Annotated in this window: 19 protein-coding genes; 14 read left to right on the plus strand and 5 right to left on the minus strand. The window is 56.3% G+C overall.

Features of this window, described 5'->3' with window-relative positions; genetic code table 11:
• The first annotated feature begins 13 nt into the window (after positions 1-13).
• From dapF to PAT9B_RS00835, 8 genes are all read left to right on the plus strand, one after another.
• On the plus strand, positions 14-838 hold the full coding sequence (gene dapF, locus PAT9B_RS00805) for a diaminopimelate epimerase (RefSeq protein ID WP_013507354.1): 825 nt from the start codon (positions 14-16) through the stop codon (positions 836-838).
• Entirely contained in the window at positions 835-1,539 is a 705-nt protein-coding gene (locus PAT9B_RS00810; protein WP_013507355.1) for a DUF484 domain-containing protein, read from the plus strand. Before dapF ends, PAT9B_RS00810 begins: the two co-directional genes overlap by 4 nt.
• Entirely contained in the window at positions 1,536-2,444 is a 909-nt protein-coding gene (xerC, locus tag PAT9B_RS00815; protein WP_013507356.1) for a tyrosine recombinase XerC, read from the plus strand. Before PAT9B_RS00810 ends, xerC begins: the two co-directional genes overlap by 4 nt.
• Positions 2,444-3,160, plus strand: a complete 717-nt coding sequence (gene yigB / locus PAT9B_RS00820; RefSeq protein ID WP_013507357.1) for a 5-amino-6-(5-phospho-D-ribitylamino)uracil phosphatase YigB — start codon at positions 2,444-2,446, stop codon at positions 3,158-3,160. The genes xerC and yigB overlap by 1 nt, the downstream gene beginning before the upstream one ends.
• 53 nt (positions 3,161-3,213) lie before the next feature.
• Complete coding sequence (gene uvrD / locus PAT9B_RS00825; protein WP_013507358.1) at positions 3,214-5,376, plus strand: DNA helicase II; 2,163 nt, start codon at positions 3,214-3,216, stop codon at positions 5,374-5,376.
• 75 nt (positions 5,377-5,451) lie between these two features.
• Complete coding sequence (gene ysgD, locus PAT9B_RS31440; protein ID WP_367617716.1) at positions 5,452-5,508, plus strand: YsgD/CorL family protein; 57 nt, start codon at positions 5,452-5,454, stop codon at positions 5,506-5,508.
• 182 nt (positions 5,509-5,690) lie between these two features.
• Entirely contained in the window at positions 5,691-6,644 is a 954-nt protein-coding gene (gene corA / locus PAT9B_RS00830; protein WP_013507359.1) for a magnesium/cobalt transporter CorA, read from the plus strand.
• 102 nt (positions 6,645-6,746) lie between these two features.
• Entirely contained in the window at positions 6,747-7,799 is a 1,053-nt protein-coding gene (locus PAT9B_RS00835; RefSeq protein ID WP_013507360.1) for an AbrB family transcriptional regulator, read from the plus strand.
• On the opposite strand, the gene rarD is transcribed toward PAT9B_RS00835, so the two are convergent.
• Both rarD and PAT9B_RS00845 read right to left on the minus strand, forming a co-directional pair.
• Entirely contained in the window at positions 7,770-8,669 is a 900-nt protein-coding gene (rarD, locus tag PAT9B_RS00840; RefSeq protein WP_013507361.1) for an EamA family transporter RarD, read from the minus strand. The genes PAT9B_RS00835 and rarD overlap by 30 nt on opposite strands.
• Before the next feature lie 6 nt (positions 8,670-8,675).
• The gene (locus tag PAT9B_RS00845) at positions 8,676-9,146 is read right to left on the minus strand and encodes a thioesterase family protein (RefSeq protein WP_013507362.1); all 471 of its coding nucleotides are present in this window, start codon (positions 9,144-9,146) and stop codon (positions 8,676-8,678) included.
• Between the two features lie 189 nt (positions 9,147-9,335).
• Here PAT9B_RS00845 and pldA point away from each other — a divergent pair, with 189 nt between their 5' ends.
• The 3 genes from pldA to rhtC are packed head-to-tail and all read left to right on the plus strand — an operon-like array spanning position 9,336 to position 12,695.
• Positions 9,336-10,214 carry a phospholipase A gene (gene pldA, locus PAT9B_RS00850; RefSeq protein WP_013507363.1) on the plus strand — a complete coding sequence of 293 codons (879 nt, stop codon included), beginning with the start codon at positions 9,336-9,338 and terminating at the stop codon, positions 10,212-10,214.
• A 21-nt stretch (positions 10,215-10,235) separates the two neighbouring features.
• Complete coding sequence (gene recQ / locus PAT9B_RS00855; protein WP_013507364.1) at positions 10,236-12,059, plus strand: ATP-dependent DNA helicase RecQ; 1,824 nt, start codon at positions 10,236-10,238, stop codon at positions 12,057-12,059.
• Positions 12,060-12,071: 12 nt separating this feature from the next.
• Positions 12,072-12,695 carry a threonine export protein RhtC gene (gene rhtC, locus PAT9B_RS00860; RefSeq protein ID WP_013507365.1) on the plus strand — a complete coding sequence of 208 codons (624 nt, stop codon included), beginning with the start codon at positions 12,072-12,074 and terminating at the stop codon, positions 12,693-12,695.
• Positions 12,696-12,776: 81 nt separating this feature from the next.
• Here the strand turns inward: rhtC and rhtB are convergent, their stop codons facing one another.
• A complete protein-coding gene (gene rhtB, locus PAT9B_RS00865; RefSeq protein WP_013507366.1) occupies positions 12,777-13,400 on the minus strand; it encodes a homoserine/homoserine lactone efflux protein in 624 nt (207 codons plus the stop codon).
• Between the two features lie 104 nt (positions 13,401-13,504).
• On the opposite strand from rhtB, the gene pldB reads away from it, so the two are divergent.
• The 3 genes from pldB to PAT9B_RS00880 all read left to right on the plus strand — a co-directional run bounded on the left by pldB (position 13,505) and on the right by PAT9B_RS00880 (position 16,394).
• Positions 13,505-14,497, plus strand: a complete 993-nt coding sequence (gene pldB, locus PAT9B_RS00870; protein ID WP_013507367.1) for a lysophospholipase L2 — start codon at positions 13,505-13,507, stop codon at positions 14,495-14,497.
• 52 nt (positions 14,498-14,549) lie between these two features.
• Entirely contained in the window at positions 14,550-15,350 is an 801-nt protein-coding gene (gene yigL / locus PAT9B_RS00875; RefSeq protein WP_013507368.1) for a sugar/pyridoxal phosphate phosphatase YigL, read from the plus strand.
• Between the two features lie 165 nt (positions 15,351-15,515).
• Entirely contained in the window at positions 15,516-16,394 is an 879-nt protein-coding gene (locus tag PAT9B_RS00880) for a carboxylate/amino acid/amine transporter (RefSeq protein ID WP_013507369.1), read from the plus strand.
• A 128-nt stretch (positions 16,395-16,522) separates the two neighbouring features.
• On the opposite strand, the gene PAT9B_RS00885 is transcribed toward PAT9B_RS00880, so the two are convergent.
• Both PAT9B_RS00885 and metR read right to left on the minus strand, forming a co-directional pair.
• A complete protein-coding gene (locus PAT9B_RS00885; protein ID WP_013507370.1) occupies positions 16,523-17,002 on the minus strand; it encodes a DUF1456 family protein in 480 nt (159 codons plus the stop codon).
• Between the two features lie 53 nt (positions 17,003-17,055).
• On the minus strand, positions 17,056-17,988 hold the full coding sequence (gene metR, locus PAT9B_RS00890) for an HTH-type transcriptional regulator MetR (RefSeq protein ID WP_013507371.1): 933 nt from the start codon (positions 17,986-17,988) through the stop codon (positions 17,056-17,058).
• Positions 17,989-17,998 lie beyond the last annotated feature (10 nt).

Below are 17,998 nucleotides of genomic sequence, written 5' to 3' on the forward strand. Positions count from 1 at the left end.
GGCGGAGCAGAAAATGCAGTTCTCGAAAATGCACGGTCTCGGCAACGACTTTATGGTTGTGGACGCCGTGACGCAAAACGTCTTTTTTTCGCCGGAGCTGATTCGCCGTCTGGCGGATCGCCATCTGGGGATCGGTTTCGATCAGTTACTGATCGTCGAGCCACCTTACGATCCGGATCTTGATTTCCACTATCGAATTTTCAACGCTGACGGCAGTGAAGTGGCACAGTGCGGTAACGGCGCACGCTGCTTTGCCCGTTTTGTGCGCCTGAAAGGGTTGACCAACAAAAGCGATATCCGCGTCAGTACGCAAACTGGCCGGATGGTGCTGAGTGTCACCAATGACGAGTTGGTACGCGTCAATATGGGTGAGCCAAACTTCGAACCCCAGCATGTGCCGTTCCGCGCTAACAAAGCCGAGAATTTGTATCTGCTGCGCGTGGCCGAGCAGACGGTGATGTTTGGTGCCGTGTCGATGGGCAACCCGCATTGCGTGATCCAGGTTGAGAACGTGAAAACCGCGCCTGTGGAAACGCTTGGCCCGGTACTGGAAAGCCATGAACGTTTTCCGGAGCGCGTGAACGTTGGCTTTATGGAAGTGGTCAATCCAGAACACATTCGTCTGCGCGTTTATGAACGCGGCGCGGGTGAAACCCAGGCTTGCGGCAGTGGCGCTTGTGCCGCTGTTGCCTGCGGTATTCAGCAGGGCATTCTGGCGGAAAAAGTCCGCGTTGATCTGCCCGGCGGAACGCTGCATATTGCCTGGAAAGGGGCCGGTCAGCCGCTGTTTATGACCGGGCCAGCCACACACGTCTACGATGGGTTTATTCATCTATGAAAAATGTCGAAGAGCAGACCGACAGCGCGGTGCTGCTGGACGATCAGGCGGTCAGCGCATATCTGCGTCAGAACCCCGATTTCTTTATTCGCAATGCGCGCCAGGTTGAACAGATGATGGTGCCGCATCCGGTACGCGGCAGCGTGTCGCTGGTGGAGTGGCATATGGCGCGGCAACGCAACCATATCCAGCAGCTGGAAGAGGAGATCACCCTGTTGATGGAGCAGGCAACCGCCAACCATCAGCTGTTTGATCGCCTGCTGTCGTTACAGGGGCATCTCGCCACCGCAGACAGCCTGCAAGATATGCTGACGCGCCTGCATCGCTGGGCACGTGAGTTGGGCCTTGCCGGTGCCAATGTGCGGTTGTTCAGTGATAAATGGCACATCGGTGCGCCGTCCGATTTCACCCAACTGGGCTTGTCGCGTCAGGCGTTTGAACCGCTGCGCATTCAGCGCTTCGGTGATGAACACCATTATCTTGGTCACCTCAATGGTCCTGAATTGCTGTTGCTGCTGCCGCAGGCGAAAGCCATCGGTTCAGTCGCGATGTCACTGATGGGCGATCGAGGTGAGCTGGGGGTATTGATCTTCAGCAGCCGTGACAACCAGCATTACCAGGCCGGTATGGGAACGCTGTTGCTGCAACATCTGGCGCTGATGCTGCCGGAATTGCTGTCGCGCTGGGTCGAACGTGCATGAGCAGCGACAGCCCGCTGCTCCCCGCCGTTGAGGGCTTCCTGCGTTACCTGAAAGTCGAACGCCAGCTCAGCCCGTTGACGCAACAGAACTATGCACGTCAACTGCAGGCCATCATCACGATGGCTGATGAGATGAAAATCACCGCCTGGACTCAGCTGGAACCGGCGCAGGTACGCAATATCGCCGCGCGCAGTCGCCGCGCGGGTTTAGGGGCCAGCAGCCTGGCGTTGCGCTTGTCGGCGCTGCGCAGTTTTCTTGATTGGCAGGTAAGCCAGGACATGCTGAGCGGTAATCCGGCCAAGGGTATTGCTACGCCACGTAATGCGCGGCATCTGCCGAAAAATATGGATGTCGACGAGGTCAACCAGCTGCTGGAAATTGACCTCAACGATCCGCTGGCGGTGCGCGATCGCGCCATGCTGGAGACCATGTATGGTGGCGGGTTACGTTTGTCGGAGCTGGTGAATATGGATCTCCGCCATCTTGATCTGGAAGCCGGTGAAGTTTGGGTACTGGGTAAAGGCAGCAAAGAACGCCGCGTGCCGATTGGCGGTACTGCCGTCACCTGGTTACAGCACTGGTTGCCGCTGCGCGCCAGCTTTGCCCCCCAGGATGATGCGGTGTTTGTTTCCAGCCGTGGCAGTCGCATTTCGGCGCGCAACGTGCAAAAACGCTTTGCCGAATGGGGTATCAAACAAGGCGTTGCCAGCCATATCCATCCACATAAGCTGCGTCACTCTTTTGCCACACATTTGCTGGAATCGAGTGGCGATTTGCGCGCGGTGCAGGAGTTGCTCGGGCACGCCAATCTCTCGACCACGCAAATCTATACCCATCTTGATTTCCAGCATCTGGCCTCGGTGTACGATTCCGCACATCCGCGCGCCAAACGAGGAAAGTCGTAATGAAGTTTTATCGTCCACTGCGTCCGATCAAAGCGATCACCTTTGATCTCGACGACACCTTGTATGACAACCACCCGGTGATCCGCAAAACCACAGCGGAGTCCCATGCTGCGTTACAGGCTTATCATCCGGCGTTGTGTGATTTCACCCCGGCAGACTATCAGGCGCTGCGTGATGAATTGCTGGTACGCGAGCCGGAGATTTATCACGACGTGTCCGAGTGGCGTCGTCGCTCGGTTGAGCTGGCGCTGATCAATGTCGGCTTATCCGCGGCGGAAGCCACCGCCGGTGCCAGTGAGGTGATGAGCGTGTTTCATCGCTGGCGTAGCGAAGTGGACATGCCGGAAGAAACCCATGCGACACTGACCGCGCTGGGGAACAAAGTCCCGCTGGTGGCGATCACCAACGGCAATGCCAATCCTGAGAAACTCGGACTTTCCTGCTATTTTGAGTTTGCGCTGCGCGCCGGACCGCATGGTCGTGCTAAGCCGTGGCAGGATATGTATCAGCTGGCATCTGAACGTTTAGGTATCGCCCCGGAACACATTCTGCACGTAGGCGATGATCTCACCACTGATGTCGCCGGTTCACTGCGTGCCGGGATGCAGGCATGCTGGATTAACCTGCGCAACGGCAACCTGATGCACATCGATGATGCGCGCCTGCTGCCGCACGTTGAAATTTCGCGGTTGGCATCACTGACCTCGCTGCTATAATGGCTGTATATTTATCCATATATTGGATGACCCTCTTTTTTTAAACGGTGCTTATGGACGTTTCTGATCTGCTTAACGGCTTAAATGACAAACAGCGCGAGGCGGTCGCCGCACCGCGCAGCAACCTGCTGGTGCTGGCCGGAGCAGGCAGTGGCAAAACCCGTGTGCTGGTGCATCGCATTGCCTGGCTGCTGTCGGTGGAGAATTGCTCGCCTTATTCGATTATGGCGGTGACCTTCACCAACAAAGCGGCGGCGGAGATGCGTCATCGTATCGATCAATTGATCGGCACCAGCCAGGGTGGCATGTGGATCGGGACGTTCCATGGCCTGGCGCACCGCTTATTACGCGCCCACCATCTTGATGCCGGGCTGCCGCAGGATTTCCAGATCCTCGACAGCGAAGATCAATTGCGCCTGCTGAAGCGACTGATCAAAGCGATGAACCTTGATGAGAAACAATGGCCTGCGCGTCAGGGCATGTGGTACATCAACGGCAAGAAAGACGAAGGTCTGCGTCCTAAACATATCGAAAGCTATGGCAACCCGGTGGAACAAACCTGGCTGCGCATTTATCAGGCGTATCAGGAAGCCTGCGATCGCGCCGGCCTGGTGGATTTTGCCGAGCTGCTGCTGCGTGCCCACGAACTGTGGCTGAATAAACCGCATATCCTCAATCACTATCGCGAACGTTTCAGCAACGTGCTGGTGGACGAATTTCAGGACACCAACAACATCCAGTACGCATGGATTCGTATGCTGGCAGGTGATACCGGGCGAGTGATCATCGTGGGCGATGACGACCAGTCGATCTACGGCTGGCGTGGTGCGCAGGTGGAAAATATCCAGCGCTTTTTGCAGGATTTCCCCGGGGCGGAAACCATCCGCCTGGAACAAAACTACCGTTCCACCAATAACATCCTGAAAGCGGCGAACGCCCTGATTGCCAACAACAATGGTCGCCTCGGTAAAGAGTTGTGGACCGATGGCAGCGATGGCGAACCGATCTCCCTGTACTGCGCCTTTAACGAGCTGGACGAAGCGCGCTTCGTGGTAAACCGCATCAAAGCCTGGCATGAGAACGGTAATGCGCTGGCGGACTGCGCGATTCTGTATCGCAGCAACGCCCAATCGCGTGTGCTGGAAGAGGCGCTGCTCCAGGGCAGCATGCCGTACCGCATCTATGGTGGCATGCGCTTCTTCGAACGTCAGGAAATCAAAGATGCACTGGCGTATCTGCGTCTGATGGCGAACCGCAACGATGATGCGGCGTTTGAACGCGTGGTGAATACCCCGGTGCGCGGCGTGGGCGATCGTACCCTTGACGTGGTGCGTCAGACGGCGCGTGAACAGCAACTGACCTTGTGGCAGGCGACGCGTGAACTGCTGCAAAACCGGGTGCTGGCGGGGCGTGCCGCGTCGGCGCTGCAACGTTTCTGCGAATTGGTCGATTCACTGGCCAGTGAAACCGCCGAGCTGCCGTTGCACGTGCAAACCGACCGGGTGATCAAGGATTCCGGGTTGTGGCTGATGTACGAGCAGGAGAAGGGCGAAAAAGGCCAGGCGCGTATTGAAAACCTTGAGGAACTGGTAACGGCAACGCGCCAGTTCAGCTACCAGGATGAAGACGAAGATTTGATGCCGTTGCAGGCCTTTCTCTCCCATGCGGCACTGGAAGCGGGTGAAGGCCAGGCGGATAAATGGCAGGATGCAGTGCAATTGATGACGCTGCACTCGGCGAAAGGTCTGGAGTTTAGTCAGGTGTTTATCGTCGGGATGGAAGAAGGCATGTTCCCGAGCCAGATGTCACTCGACGAAGGTGGACGCCTCGAAGAGGAGCGTCGTCTGGCGTATGTGGGTGTGACGCGGGCGATGGAAAAACTGACGCTGACCTATGCCGAAACCCGCCGTCTTTATGGTAAGGAAGTGTATCACCGGCCATCCCGTTTTATTGGTGAGCTGCCGGAAGATTGCGTGGAAGAAGTGCGTTTGCGTGCCAGCGTGAGTCGGCCGGTGAGCCATCAGCGCATGGGGACGCCGATCGCACAAAACGACAGCGGCTTCGCGCTGGGTCAACGTGTACGCCATGCCAAATTCGGCGAAGGTACCATTATCAACCTCGAAGGCAGCGGCGAACACAGCCGTTTGCAGGTGGCTTTTCAGGGGCAGGGCATCAAATGGCTGGTCGCCGCCTATGCCCGCCTGGAAACGGTGTAGCACGGTTGCGCTGCCTTGACGACTTTTTCGTCTCAGCGTAACATGCGCCCACTATTATCATGAGAGGACAACGCCTTGGACACGCCCAGTCGATGCTGGCTCAACCCCCTGGTTCACAGGAATAACATCTAAGGCTACCTCTTAGCTGGTAGCCTTAGCGGTTATCAGCGACCTCCCTTTTCCCGTCGCATGAGTCAGCACTGATTATACCCCTGGAACGAAAGTTTCGGTGTTCAGGCTTTGCCGTGCCCGTTCTGCGTAAACGCAACGGTTCACCGCCTTGTCCCATTAAGTCTGCAATGGGGAGTATTGCTATGCTGAGCGCATTTAAACTGGATCGCAGCCGCCTGACGCGTCTCGAACTGGAAGACCATAACGACAAACTCAACGCGTCCGTGTGGGTAGACCTGATCGAGCCGGATGAAGGCGAGCGCGACCGGGTACAAAGCGAGCTGGGTCAAAGCCTGGCGACACGCCCGGAACTGGAAGACATCGAAGCGTCGGCGCGTTTCTTTGAAGACGAAGATGGTCTGCATATCCACTCATTCTTCTTTTATGAAGATGCGGAAGATCACGCCGGTAACTCGACCGTGGCGTTTACCATCCGTGAAGACCGCCTGTATACCCTGCGTGAGCGTGAATTACCGGCGTTTCGTCTCTACCGTATGCGCGCCCGTAACCAAACGCTGATTGATGGTAATGCGTTTGAACTGTTGCTCGACCTGTTTGAAACCAAAATCGAACAGCTGGCGGATGAGATCGAAAACATCTACAGCGCGCTGGAAAAACTGAGCCGTGTGATCATGGAAGGGCAGCAGGGCGAAGAGTACGACGAAGCTTTGTCGCGCCTGGCGGAACTGGAAGATATCGGCTGGAAAGTCCGTCTGTGTCTGATGGATACCCAGCGCGCGCTGAACTTCCTGGTGCGTAAAGCGCGTTTACCGGCGAATCAGCTGGAACAGGCGCGTGAGATCCTGCGCGATATCGAATCTCTGCTGCCGCACAATGAATCGTTGTTCCAGAAGGTGAACTTCCTGATGCAGGCGGCGATGGGCTTTATCAACATCGAGCAGAACCGCATCATCAAGATCTTCTCGGTGGTCTCGGTGGTGTTCCTGCCACCGACGCTGGTGGCCTCCAGCTACGGGATGAACTTCGAGTTTATGCCGGAACTGAAGTGGAGCTTCGGCTATCCGGCCGCGATTGGACTGATGATCCTCGCCGGTCTGGCACCCTATCTCTACTTCAAACGTAAAAACTGGTTGTAACGATTCAGGGCCGTCTATACGGCCCGATTTTCTGGCTATACATCACAATTCTGCGTAACCTGTTGCCTCCAGCTGATTAACTAACTCGTTGCATCCCACCTTATGGCACGTCTCTCTTTGCGACAGCAGTGGACCATTCTGCTGATTGCTTCACTGATTCTGGGGATTATCTTCCAGTTGTTTCACCTGCCTGCGGCGCTGTTGCTCGGCCCGATGATTGTTGGCACCGTCATGGGACTCTCTGGCGCGTCGGTACGCATCGATAAACGTTTTTTTGTGCTGGCGCAGGCGGTTTTGGGCTGCATGATCGGACAAACCCTGTCACCCGCGATATTGCCACCACTGCTCCAGGATTGGCCGGTGGTGCTGGCGGTACTGGCACTGACGCTGGCGGCCAGCGGGTTGTCTGGCTTCCTGCTGGTGCGTTTCAGTAATCTGCCCGGGCCGACCGGGGCCTGGGGATCGTCCCCGGGAGGGGCGTCGGCGATGGTGGCGATGGCTGGCGATTTTGGCGCTGACGTGCGATTGGTGGCGTTTATGCAGTATCTGCGCGTGCTGTTTGTCGCTACGGCGGCGGCGGTGGTGGCGCGTATCGGCCTGGGGAGCAGCGGCGGTAACGCCGACTTAGTGTGGTTTCCTGCGCTGAACAGCAGCTTTCTCCTGACACTGGTGGTGATGGTGGTGGGGGCTTGGCTGGGGCAGAAACTGCGGATTCCATCGGGTGCGTTGCTGTTACCGGCGCTGATCGGCGCGACGTTGCAGGGAACCGGCGTGGCGACGTTGCAGGTGCCGGAATGGTTGCTGGCGCTGGCTTATGCGCTGATTGGCTGGAGTGTCGGGCTGCGTTTTACCCGCCCCATTTTCCTGCTGGCGTTACGTACCTTGCCGCAAATGGTGGTGTCGATTATTGGTCTGATGATGCTGTGTGGTGGGTTGGCGTGGATGTTGACGCGGGTACTGCATGTTGATCTGATGACGGCCTATCTGGCGACCAGCCCGGGTGGGCTGGATACGGTGGCGATCATTGCCGCAGGCAGCCGGGTCGATATTGCATTTGTGATGGCGTTGCAGACCTTACGTCTGTTCACCATTCTGCTTACCGGCCCGGCGTTGGCGCGTTTTATCTCACGCTATGCGCACGCGCGTGCGAGCTGAGGCAATCGCGGCATCCACAATAAAGAAAGCGAGGGCCAGCCAGATAAAGCCGAAGGTCACCATTTTATCTGGCGTGACGCTCTCGCCATAAAACAGTACCGCCAGTAGAAACATCAGTGTCGGGCCGAGATACTGGAAAAAACCGATGGTGGAGAGACGCAGTCGCGTGCAGGCGGCGGCAAACAGCATCAGCGGTACAGTGGTGACGATTCCGGCAGCGATCAGCTTCAGGTTGAGGCTCAGCGGGTTGGCGCTCAGATGGCTGGTGGCGCTATCAGCAAAGCCGAACAGATAAATCACCGCCAGTGGGAACATCCACAAGGTTTCAATCAGCATGCCACTTTGCGCATCCACCTGAATCTTCTTGCGCATCAGGCCGTAAAACGCAAAGGTCAGTGCCAGCCCGAGTGCAATCATCGGCACTGAACCAAACTTCCACAATTGCACCAGCACCCCGAGCGCGGCGAGCAGCACCGCCAGCCATTGCAGGGGACGAAAGCGCTCCCGCATAAACAACATCCCCAACACCACGTTAAACAGCGGGCTGATGAAATAGCCAAGACTGGCTTCGAGGATGTGCTGATTATTCACCGCCCAGATATACAGCAGCCAGTTGCCCCCGATGGTGAAAGCGGTGATGGCCAGCAGCAGCACTTTTTTGGGCTGACGCAGCACGCTGCACACCAGGTTCCAGTTACGGCTCAGGGTGATCAGCAGCAGCATAAACAGCACCGACCAAATCACCCGGTGCGTCATGATTTCCGTCGGCGGGACTTCCTTGACCAGCTTAAAGTACGCCGGTGCGACGCCCCACAGAAAATAGGCACCGAGTGCATAGCCAATACCCTGGCGCGTGTGTTGTGTATCCATGATGTCCTAACCGATCAAATAAGTAGCGGTGGCGGTGGCGATGTAATCACCCTGCTGGTTATGCATTTCAACGCGGGCGACTGCGACTTTGTTACCGGCTCGCAGCAGGCTGCTGGTGGCGACAAAACGTTCGCCGCGCCCCGGGCGCAGATAATCCACACGCATATCAATCGTGCCCATGCGCGACAAACGCTGGCGCAGCTCCTCTTCGCTGATACTCTCCTGCCGGGTCAGCGAATGACTGACGCAAACCAGCCCGGCAGCCACATCCAGCACTGAAGCGATGACGCCGCCATGCAGAATACTCTGCGCGGCATTGCCCACCAGCATGGTTTTATTGCTAAAACCCAGTTCGGCGTAATCGGGTTCAAGCCGATCCAGTTCCAGCCCAAGCGCCTGATTAAACGGCATATGATAAACAAAAATTTCGCCAATCAGACGGCGTGCTTCCTGCGGTGTCAGCATCGGTGATGACATGATGGTGGCCTTCAAACCCCCGGTTCGGGGCGATAGATGTTAAAGAGTTGTGTATATTATGCCGCGTTCGAGCCGCTTTCCAGTTTCAGAAATCGTCGCTAATCAATGGGTAAGTTTGTGTGTAGAATGACCTGCTTTTTTAAACCGTCCCCCAACGACTTTGATATGCAGTGCCCACTGGAGAATTCTATGCGTAAGCAGCGCGCCTTGCTGGCAGCGGCTCTGTTAATTCCTGCTTTGGCGCAGGCGGATGAAGCGACGATTAAAGAGGTTCACGATGCGCCAGCGGTCAGGGGCAGTATTATTGCCAACCTGCTGGAGAAACACGATAACCCTTTCGTGCTTTATCCCTACGAAAACAACTACCTGCTTTACACCTACACCAGCGACATGAATAAAGAGGCGATTTCCTCTTACGACTGGGCAGACAAAGCCAAAAAGGATGAAGTAAAATTCCAGCTCAGTCTGGCCTTTCCGCTGTGGCGCGGTATTCTGGGCGACAATTCGGTGTTGGCCGCGTCTTATACGCAGCGTTCCTGGTGGCAGCTCTCTAACCGTGGCGCTTCGTCACCGTTTCGTGAGACCAACTATGAGCCGCAGATTTTCCTCGGCTGGGCCACGGATTATTCGCTGGGCGGTTGGACACTGCGCGATGTGGAGATGGGTCTGAACCATGAATCGAATGGTCGCAGCGATCCCACCTCGCGTAGCTGGAACCGTGTGTATGCGCGTCTGATGGCGGAGAACGGTAATTTCCTCGCCGAGATCAAACCCTGGTATCGTATTCCGGAAAGTGCCAGCAATGACGACAACCCGGACATCACCAAATACATGGGCTATTACCGCGCGAAGCTGGGCTATATGTACGGCGAAAGCATTTTCAGCGTGGAAGGCAATTACAACTGGAACAGTGGCTACGGCGGTGCAACCTTTGCCTGGAGCTATCCCATCAGCGAGCATGTGCGTTTTTACACCCAGCTGTTTAGCGGCTATGGTGAATCGCTCATCGACTACAACCACCGCCAGACGCGCGTGGGTGTCGGCGTAACGCTCAACGATCTGTTCTGATAAGCAAACAACAGGATTACCGTGGCAACATCGGCAGTGCTCAATCAGGAAACGCTGGCGCAGCAGGTATTACAGGATACCTTCGGCTACCAGCAATTTCGTCCCGGCCAGCAAACCATCATCGAAACGGCGCTGGCAGGGCGCGATTGCCTGGTGGTTATGCCCACCGGCGGTGGCAAATCGCTGTGTTATCAAATCCCGGCGCTGGTGCGTGAGGGATTAACGCTGGTGGTTTCGCCGTTGATCTCACTGATGAAAGATCAGGTCGACCAATTGCTGGCCAACGGCGTGGCGGCCGCCTGCCTTAACTCCACCCAGACGCGTGAAGAACAGCAACAGGTGTTTGCCGATTGCCGGAGTGGCCGCCTGAAGCTGCTGTATATCGCGCCTGAACGTCTGATGATGGATAACTTCCTCGACAGCCTGCACCACTGGAATCCGGTGATGCTGGCGGTGGATGAGGCGCACTGCATCTCACAATGGGGCCACGATTTCCGCCCGGAATACGGTGCGCTGGGCCAGCTACGCCAGCGCTTCCCGGAGCTGCCGGTGATGGCGCTGACCGCCACCGCCGACGAAACCACGCGTAATGACATCGCGCATCTGTTGCAGATGCATGACCCCCTGATTCAAATCAGCAGCTTCGACCGGCCTAACATCCGCTATACGCTGGTGGAAAAGTTTAAACCGACCGAGCAGCTGCTGCGTTATGTACAGGATCAGCGCGGCAAAAGCGGCATCATTTATTGCAACAGTCGCGCCAAGGTGGAAGACACCGCCGCACGCCTGCAAAGCCGTGGCCTGAGCGTCGGGGCCTATCATGCTGGCATCGACAGCGCCCAGCGGGCGCGGGTGCAGGAAGCCTTCCAGCGCGATGATCTGCAAATCGTGGTGGCGACCGTGGCGTTCGGTATGGGTATCAACAAGCCCAACGTTCGGTTTGTGGTGCATTTTGATATCCCGCGCAACATCGAATCCTATTACCAGGAAACTGGCCGTGCCGGACGTGACGGCTTGCCCGCCGAAGCCATGATGCTGTACGACCCGGCTGATATGGCATGGTTGCGTAAATGCCTGGAAGAGAAAACGCCAGGCCCATTGCAGGATATTGAGCGCCATAAACTCAATGCGATGGGGGCGTTTGCGGAAGCGCAAACCTGCCGCCGGTTGGTGTTGCTTAACTATTTTGGCGAAGGGCGACAGCAGCAGTGCGACAACTGCGACATCTGTCTCGACCCGCCACGTCGTTACGATGGCCTGGTGGAGGCGCAGAAAGCGCTGTCCAGCATTTATCGCACCGGGCAGCGCTTTGGGATGGGCTATATTGTTGAAGTTTTGCGCGGTGCCAGTAACCTGCGTATCCGCGACAACGGTCATGACAAATTGCCGGTTTACGGTATTGGCCGTGATAACAGCACCGAACATTGGGTCAGCGTGCTGCGTCAGCTCATCCATCTCGGTATGGTGACGCAAAATATCGCCATGCACTCGGCGTTACAGCTCACCGAAGCCGCTCGCCCGGTGTTGCGTGCCGAAGTGCCACTGATGCTGGCGGTGCCACGTATTGTGACGGTGAAAACGCGCAGCAGCTCGCCAAAAGTGTATGGCGGCAATTACGATCGCAAACTGTTCGCCAAATTGCGTAAGTTGCGTAAAGCGATTGCCGACGAAGAGAACATTCCGCCCTATGTGGTGTTTAACGACGCCACACTGATTGAGATGGCGGAACAGATGCCGGTCAGCGCGTCAGAAATGCTCAGCGTGAACGGTGTCGGCCATCGCAAACTGGAACGCTTTGGTAAGCCGTTCCTGGTGATGATCAAAGAACATCTTGATGAAGAGTAAAGGAAAAAAAGCATGTTGATGTTATTCGCCACCGTCGCGCTGGTGCATCTGGTCGCGCTGATGAGTCCTGGCCCGGACTTCTTTTTTGTCTCGCAGACGGCAGCCAGCCGTTCGCGCAAAGAAGCGATGATGGGGGTATTGGGGATTACGCTGGGTGTGATGGTGTGGGCCGGTGTGGCATTGATGGGCCTGCATCTGATCATGGAAAAAATGGCGTGGCTGCATCAGATCATTATGGTCGGTGGTGGCTTGTACCTGCTGTGGATGGGCTGGCAGTTGTTGCGCTCGGCACGTCAGCGTCATAAGCAGCCGCAGGTTGATGCGCCAGTGGTTGAGTTGCCCAAAAGAGGGATGAGCTTCCTGAAAGGCTTACTGACCAACCTTTCCAACCCTAAAGCGATCATCTACTTTGGCAGCGTGTTCTCGCTGTTTGTCGGCAATGACGTGGGTGCGCTGGAACGTTGGGGGTTATTCCTGCTGATTCTGGTGGAAACCTTTGCCTGGTTTACCGTGGTGGCGGCCATTTTTGCCCTGCCGTGGATGCGTGACAAATATCAGCGCATGGCGAAGTGGGTGGACGGCATGGCAGGCGTGTTGTTTGCCGGATTCGGCATTCACCTGATCATTTCACGGTAATTTTATCCGTAGCGGCGCAATTCTGCGCGCGCCTGTAAAACCCGCGCGATAAATCGCGCCGCTACAGACTTCAGAACACTATCAGGCGATACGACGAGCGCTGGCTAACAGCGCACCGACGGCCATAAACAAACCACCAAAAGTCCGGTTCATCGCCTTCATCTGCTTCGGTCCCTTAATCCAGCCCGCAATCCGGGTGGCGAGGGTGGCGTAACCGACCATCACGATAATATCGACCACGACGGTGGTGACACCGAGTACCAGATATTGCATCAGCAGAGGCTGGTGCGGCTGGATGAATTGCGGGAACAACGCGGCCAGAAACACGATGCTTTTGGGGTTGGTCAGGTTCACCAACACCGCGCGCTTAAACAGGCGGCGACGAGGCATTGCTTTGGCGACAGCGTTGAGATCCAGCGCGCCACCCGAGCGCCACTGCTGAATACCCAGCCACACCAAATAAGCGGCACCGGCCCATTTCAGGATTTCGAACGCCAGCAGCGACTGGGAAAACAGTGCGCCAAGACCCACGCCCACCAGCACGATATGTACTGACAGGCCAATTTGCAGGCCAGAAATTGAGGCCACTGCGCCGCGATAGCCATGGCTGATGCCGGTGCTCATGGTGTTAATCGCGCCGGAACCGGGCGAGAGGCTAAGGATGGTTGTGGTAAGCAGGTAGGTTAACCACCATTCAATGGTCATGTGTGACATTCCCTGATGTAAGCGAAGTGTGACACAATACGCCAGAAAATCGCGGCACGCTATGGAGTGGACGTGTGGCGTTGACGTTTTTTTCAGGAGGGCGGATGCAGCAGATAAAACAGAGTTGGCTCAGGCGTGAAAAGGCGTTTGCCTCCTTTGCTACCGGACCGCTGCTCGACTTCTGGCACCGCCGCGAAGAGTGTGAATTTACCGGTGTCGGTAACCTCACTCTGCGTTATGTTCGCTTCACGTCCCCGCAACATCATCGTGTCATTCTGATTGTTCCCGGACGCATTGAAAGCTACATCAAATACCCGGAACTGGCCTATGACTTGTTCCATTGTGGTTTTGACGTGGTGATCATTGACCATCGTGGTCAGGGACGTTCCGATCGCCTGCTGGAAGATTCCCACCGTGGGCATGTGGTGGATTTCAATGATTACGTCGACGATCTGGAAACGCTCTACCTGAAAGAGATCGTCAGCGGTCATTACCGGCAGCGCTATGCGCTGGCGCATTCGATGGGCGGCGCGATCCTCGCGCTGTTTCTGGCGCGTCAGCCACGGGCGTTTCATGCCGTGGCGCTGGCGGCACCGATGTTTGGTATTACCTTGCCGCTGCCGCCTTTCCTCGCGCACCGTATTCTTGATTGGGCGGAGAAAATGCCCGCATTACGTGATGGTTATGCCCTGGGCACCGGGCGCTGGCGTGCCCATCCCTTTGGCATCAACCAGTTGACCCACAGCCGGGAACGTTATCAGCGCAATTTGCGGTTTTACGCGGACGATCCGGCGATTCGCGTCGGCGGCCCCACCTATCATTGGGTGCGCGAAGGGGTGCAGGCCGGGCGCAGCATCATCAGTCAGGTGAATAACATCACCACACCGATGCTACTGATGCAGGCCAGCGAAGATCGGGTGGTGGATAACCGCTCGCAGGATTTGTTTTGTGAGGCGATGGCAGCAGCAGGACATCCCTGCGAGGGTGTCACGCCTTATGTGATTGAGGGCGCGCGCCATGAGATCTTGTTTGAAACAGACGCGATGCGCGCTCAGGCGCTAAACGCGGTGGTGGATTTTTTTGCGCGCCACGTTTAAAGATTTTTTATTTTCCGGCTACGGCCAACCGACATCAATACCAGAGGTTTCCATGTACCACATCGTCGCATCCGACCTGGATGGCACGCTGCTCTCCCCGGACCATCGTCTGACTCCGTTCGCCCGTACCACGTTGCAGGAACTGGTCGCACGCGATGTCCATTTCGTTTTTGCCACCGGTCGTCACTATATCGATGTGGGCCAGATGCGCGACAAACTCGGCATCCCGGCTTATATGATTACCTCCAACGGCGCTCGCGTGCACAACGCTGACGGTACACTTATCTTCAGCCATAACCTGGATGCCGACATCGCCCAGGACCTGTATGGCCTGAAATATCACGATGAACAGGTCCTGACCCACGTTTACCGCGACGATGAATGGTTTATCAGCCGTCACCGTCCGGCAGAGCAGGATTATTTCCGCGAATCGGTGTTTAACTATCAGGTCTACCAGCCGGGTATGCTGCCGAGTGATGGCATCAGCAAAGTGTTCTTTACCTGCGATGATCCTGAACATCTGATTCCGATGGAGCAGGCGATCGAAGCGCGTTGGGGCGACCGGGTCAACGTCAGCTTCTCGCTGCCGACCTGCCTCGAAGTGATGGCGGGTGGCGTCTCCAAAGGCCACGCGCTGGAAGCTGTCGCGAAACAACTCGGCCATTCATTGAAAGAGTGCATCGCTTTCGGTGATGGTATGAACGATGTTGAGATGCTCAGCATGGCCGGTAAGGGCTGCATTATGCGTAATGCCCATCAACGTTTGAAAGACACGTTGCCCGCACTGGAAGTGATCGGTAGTAACGCCGAAGACGCCGTGCCGCATACCCTGCGTAAACTGTTCCTGGCATAAGCTGAACCGTGGCGGCGCGATTTATCGCGCGGGTTTTTCCTGCAACGCGCACCAAATTGCGCTGCTACGGGTGCTTGTATTTTATTCGGTTGTAAACCAGATAATTCAACGAGACAGCGACAGTTTGTTTACACTAGCGGCACTGTTCATTTTGGGGTCGTTACCGTGCTGTTATTGATCGTTACCACCATTCTGTGGGCTTTTTCCTTTAGTTTAATCGGGGAATATCTGGCGGGTCAGGTGGATTCTTGGTTCTCGGTGCTGATGCGCCTGGCGCTGGCCGCCATTGTGTTCCTGCCGTTCCTGCGCTGGCGTGGCTATCGTGCGTCAACCATCCTGCTGTATATGCTGGTGGGGATGCTGCAACTGGGCGTTATGTACCTGCTGAGTTTCGAAGCCTATCTCTACCTGAGCGTGACGGAATTCCTGCTGTTTACCGTGATGACACCGCTGTATGTCACCCTGATTTACGATCTGCTCAGTCGTCGGCCATTGCGCATCGGCTACGCCTTCAGCGCCATGCTGGCGGTGATTGGTGCGGCGATTATCCGTTACGACAAAGTGAGCGATCATTTCTGGTTTGGCCTGCTGTTGGTGCAGGCGGCAAATATCTGCTTTGCCATCGGCATGGTGGGTTACAAACGCTTGCAGGAGACGCGCCCGATGCCGCAACACACCGCGTTTTCTTGGTTCTACCTTGGCGCGGTGATTATTGCGGTGATTGCCTGGAGCCTGTGGGGTAACCCCAACAAGCTGCCAACCACCTCGCTGCAATGGGGCATTCTGGTGTGGCTGGGCGTCGCGGCGTCCGGGTTGGGTTACTTTATGTGGAACTACGGCGCAACCCAAGTGGATGCGGGAACGCTGGGCATTATGAACAATATGCACGTTCCGGCTGGCTTGCTGGTCAATCTGGCGATCTGGCAGGAAAAACCACACTGGCCCAGCTTTATCGCCGGGGCGATGGTGATTTTTGCGTCACTTTACGTCCATAAACGCTGGGTGCTGGGCCACCGCTTTTCTAAAAGCAACGAAACAGCTTAAAGGGAAGGGGGAGACCGCTTCGAAGAGCAAAGCGTCCGAGTCAGGATGATGAGGCCGACCCACAGGGATGTGGGTCCTCTTTGCGATCGGAGCGGTCTCTCCCTGACCCTGCTCCGTTCTGAAAGCAACTACGCCTTTTTCACCGGCGCAGGACGCTGAATTAACGTCAAGCCCTTCAAAAAGTTACGCAGAATCTGGTCACCGCACTCGCGATAGTTCTTATGGTCCGGGTTACGGAAAATCGCGCCAATCTCCGCCTGCGAAACTTTAAAGTTCGCCTTCAGCAAGACCTCGGGAATATCCGTGGTCTTCAGGGCAAAGGCGATACGCAGTTTCTTCAGGAAAATGTTGTTATTCATCTTGCGCTCAACTGACGGTGCAGGCGCATCCTCGCTTTTACCGCGACGATAGAAAATCAACCCATTGAGGAAGTATCCCATCAGCACGTCAGGGCAAGGACGATAGGCGGCGTCATCGTCCTTCTTCAGCCAGGCCTGCACATCTTCAGATGGCACCTCACAATTGGCCAGGGCAAAAATCTCCACCACTTTGCTGTCGCTCAGGTCCAGCATATAGCGCACACTGCGCAGTACATCGTTATTGGTCATGGTGAAAATCTCCTGGTCACGGGTTGAGGCGGCGCATTATAGAGCAGGCGACCTCAGGATGACAGGGGCTGTAACGAACCCGGGCGTGCAGCATCGCGGACAAAGGGCAAATGCTCACAGGCATGCTGGCGGGCAAAACGCACAAATGCCTCCAGTACCGGCTGACGCTGCTCACCATCACGCATCGCTGCATACAAACGGCTCCACAAGCCGTCGCCAAGCGTCTTCGTCACTACCAACCCCTGGTGCTCAAAACTCTCCACCACCCAATGCGGTAATGCCGCAATCCCCATGCGCGCCGACACCATCTGAATCAATAACAGGGTGTTATCCACACTCTTCAGCGCCGGGCTAATGCCGGCGGGTTGCAGGAAATTTCGCCAGATATCCAACCGCTGACGCTGCACCGGGTAAATCATCAGGACTTCATCCGCCAAATCTTCCGGCGCAATATGCGCAACTTGCGCCAGCGGATGATCCGGTGCCATCACCAGACGCACCTCAAAATCGAACATCGGCGAATAGAACAAACCGCTACGCGGCAGGATATCCGAGGTCAACACCACATCCAGCTCGCCCTGTTGTAAGGCCGGTTGCGGGTCAAAGGTCACGCCAGATTTAAAATCCATCACCACCTGTGGCCAGCTCTGACGGAAATTGTTCAGCGCAGGCGTTAGCCACTGAATGCAGCTATGACACTCAATCGCAATGCGTATCGTGGTTTGGTGCGGCTCATGGCAAGCCTGCAACGCCTGCTGTATCTGCGGCAGGATCTGCTCGGCCAGCTGTAACAGGATCTCCCCCTGTGGCGTAAAGCGTAGCGGCTGGCTTTTACGCACAAACAGGCGAAAGCCCAGCCGTTGCTCCAGATCGCTGAACTGATGAGACAACGCCGATTGCGTTTGATGAAGCTGAGCGGCGGCGGCGGCCAGCGAGCCGGTATTCCTTAACGCTTGTAGCGTCCGCAGGTGTTTGAGTTCGATCATGAGAATCCTT

Origin of the sequence: Pantoea sp. At-9b, assembly GCF_000175935.2 — a bacterium.
GTDB lineage: Bacteria > Pseudomonadota > Gammaproteobacteria > Enterobacterales > Enterobacteriaceae > Pantoea.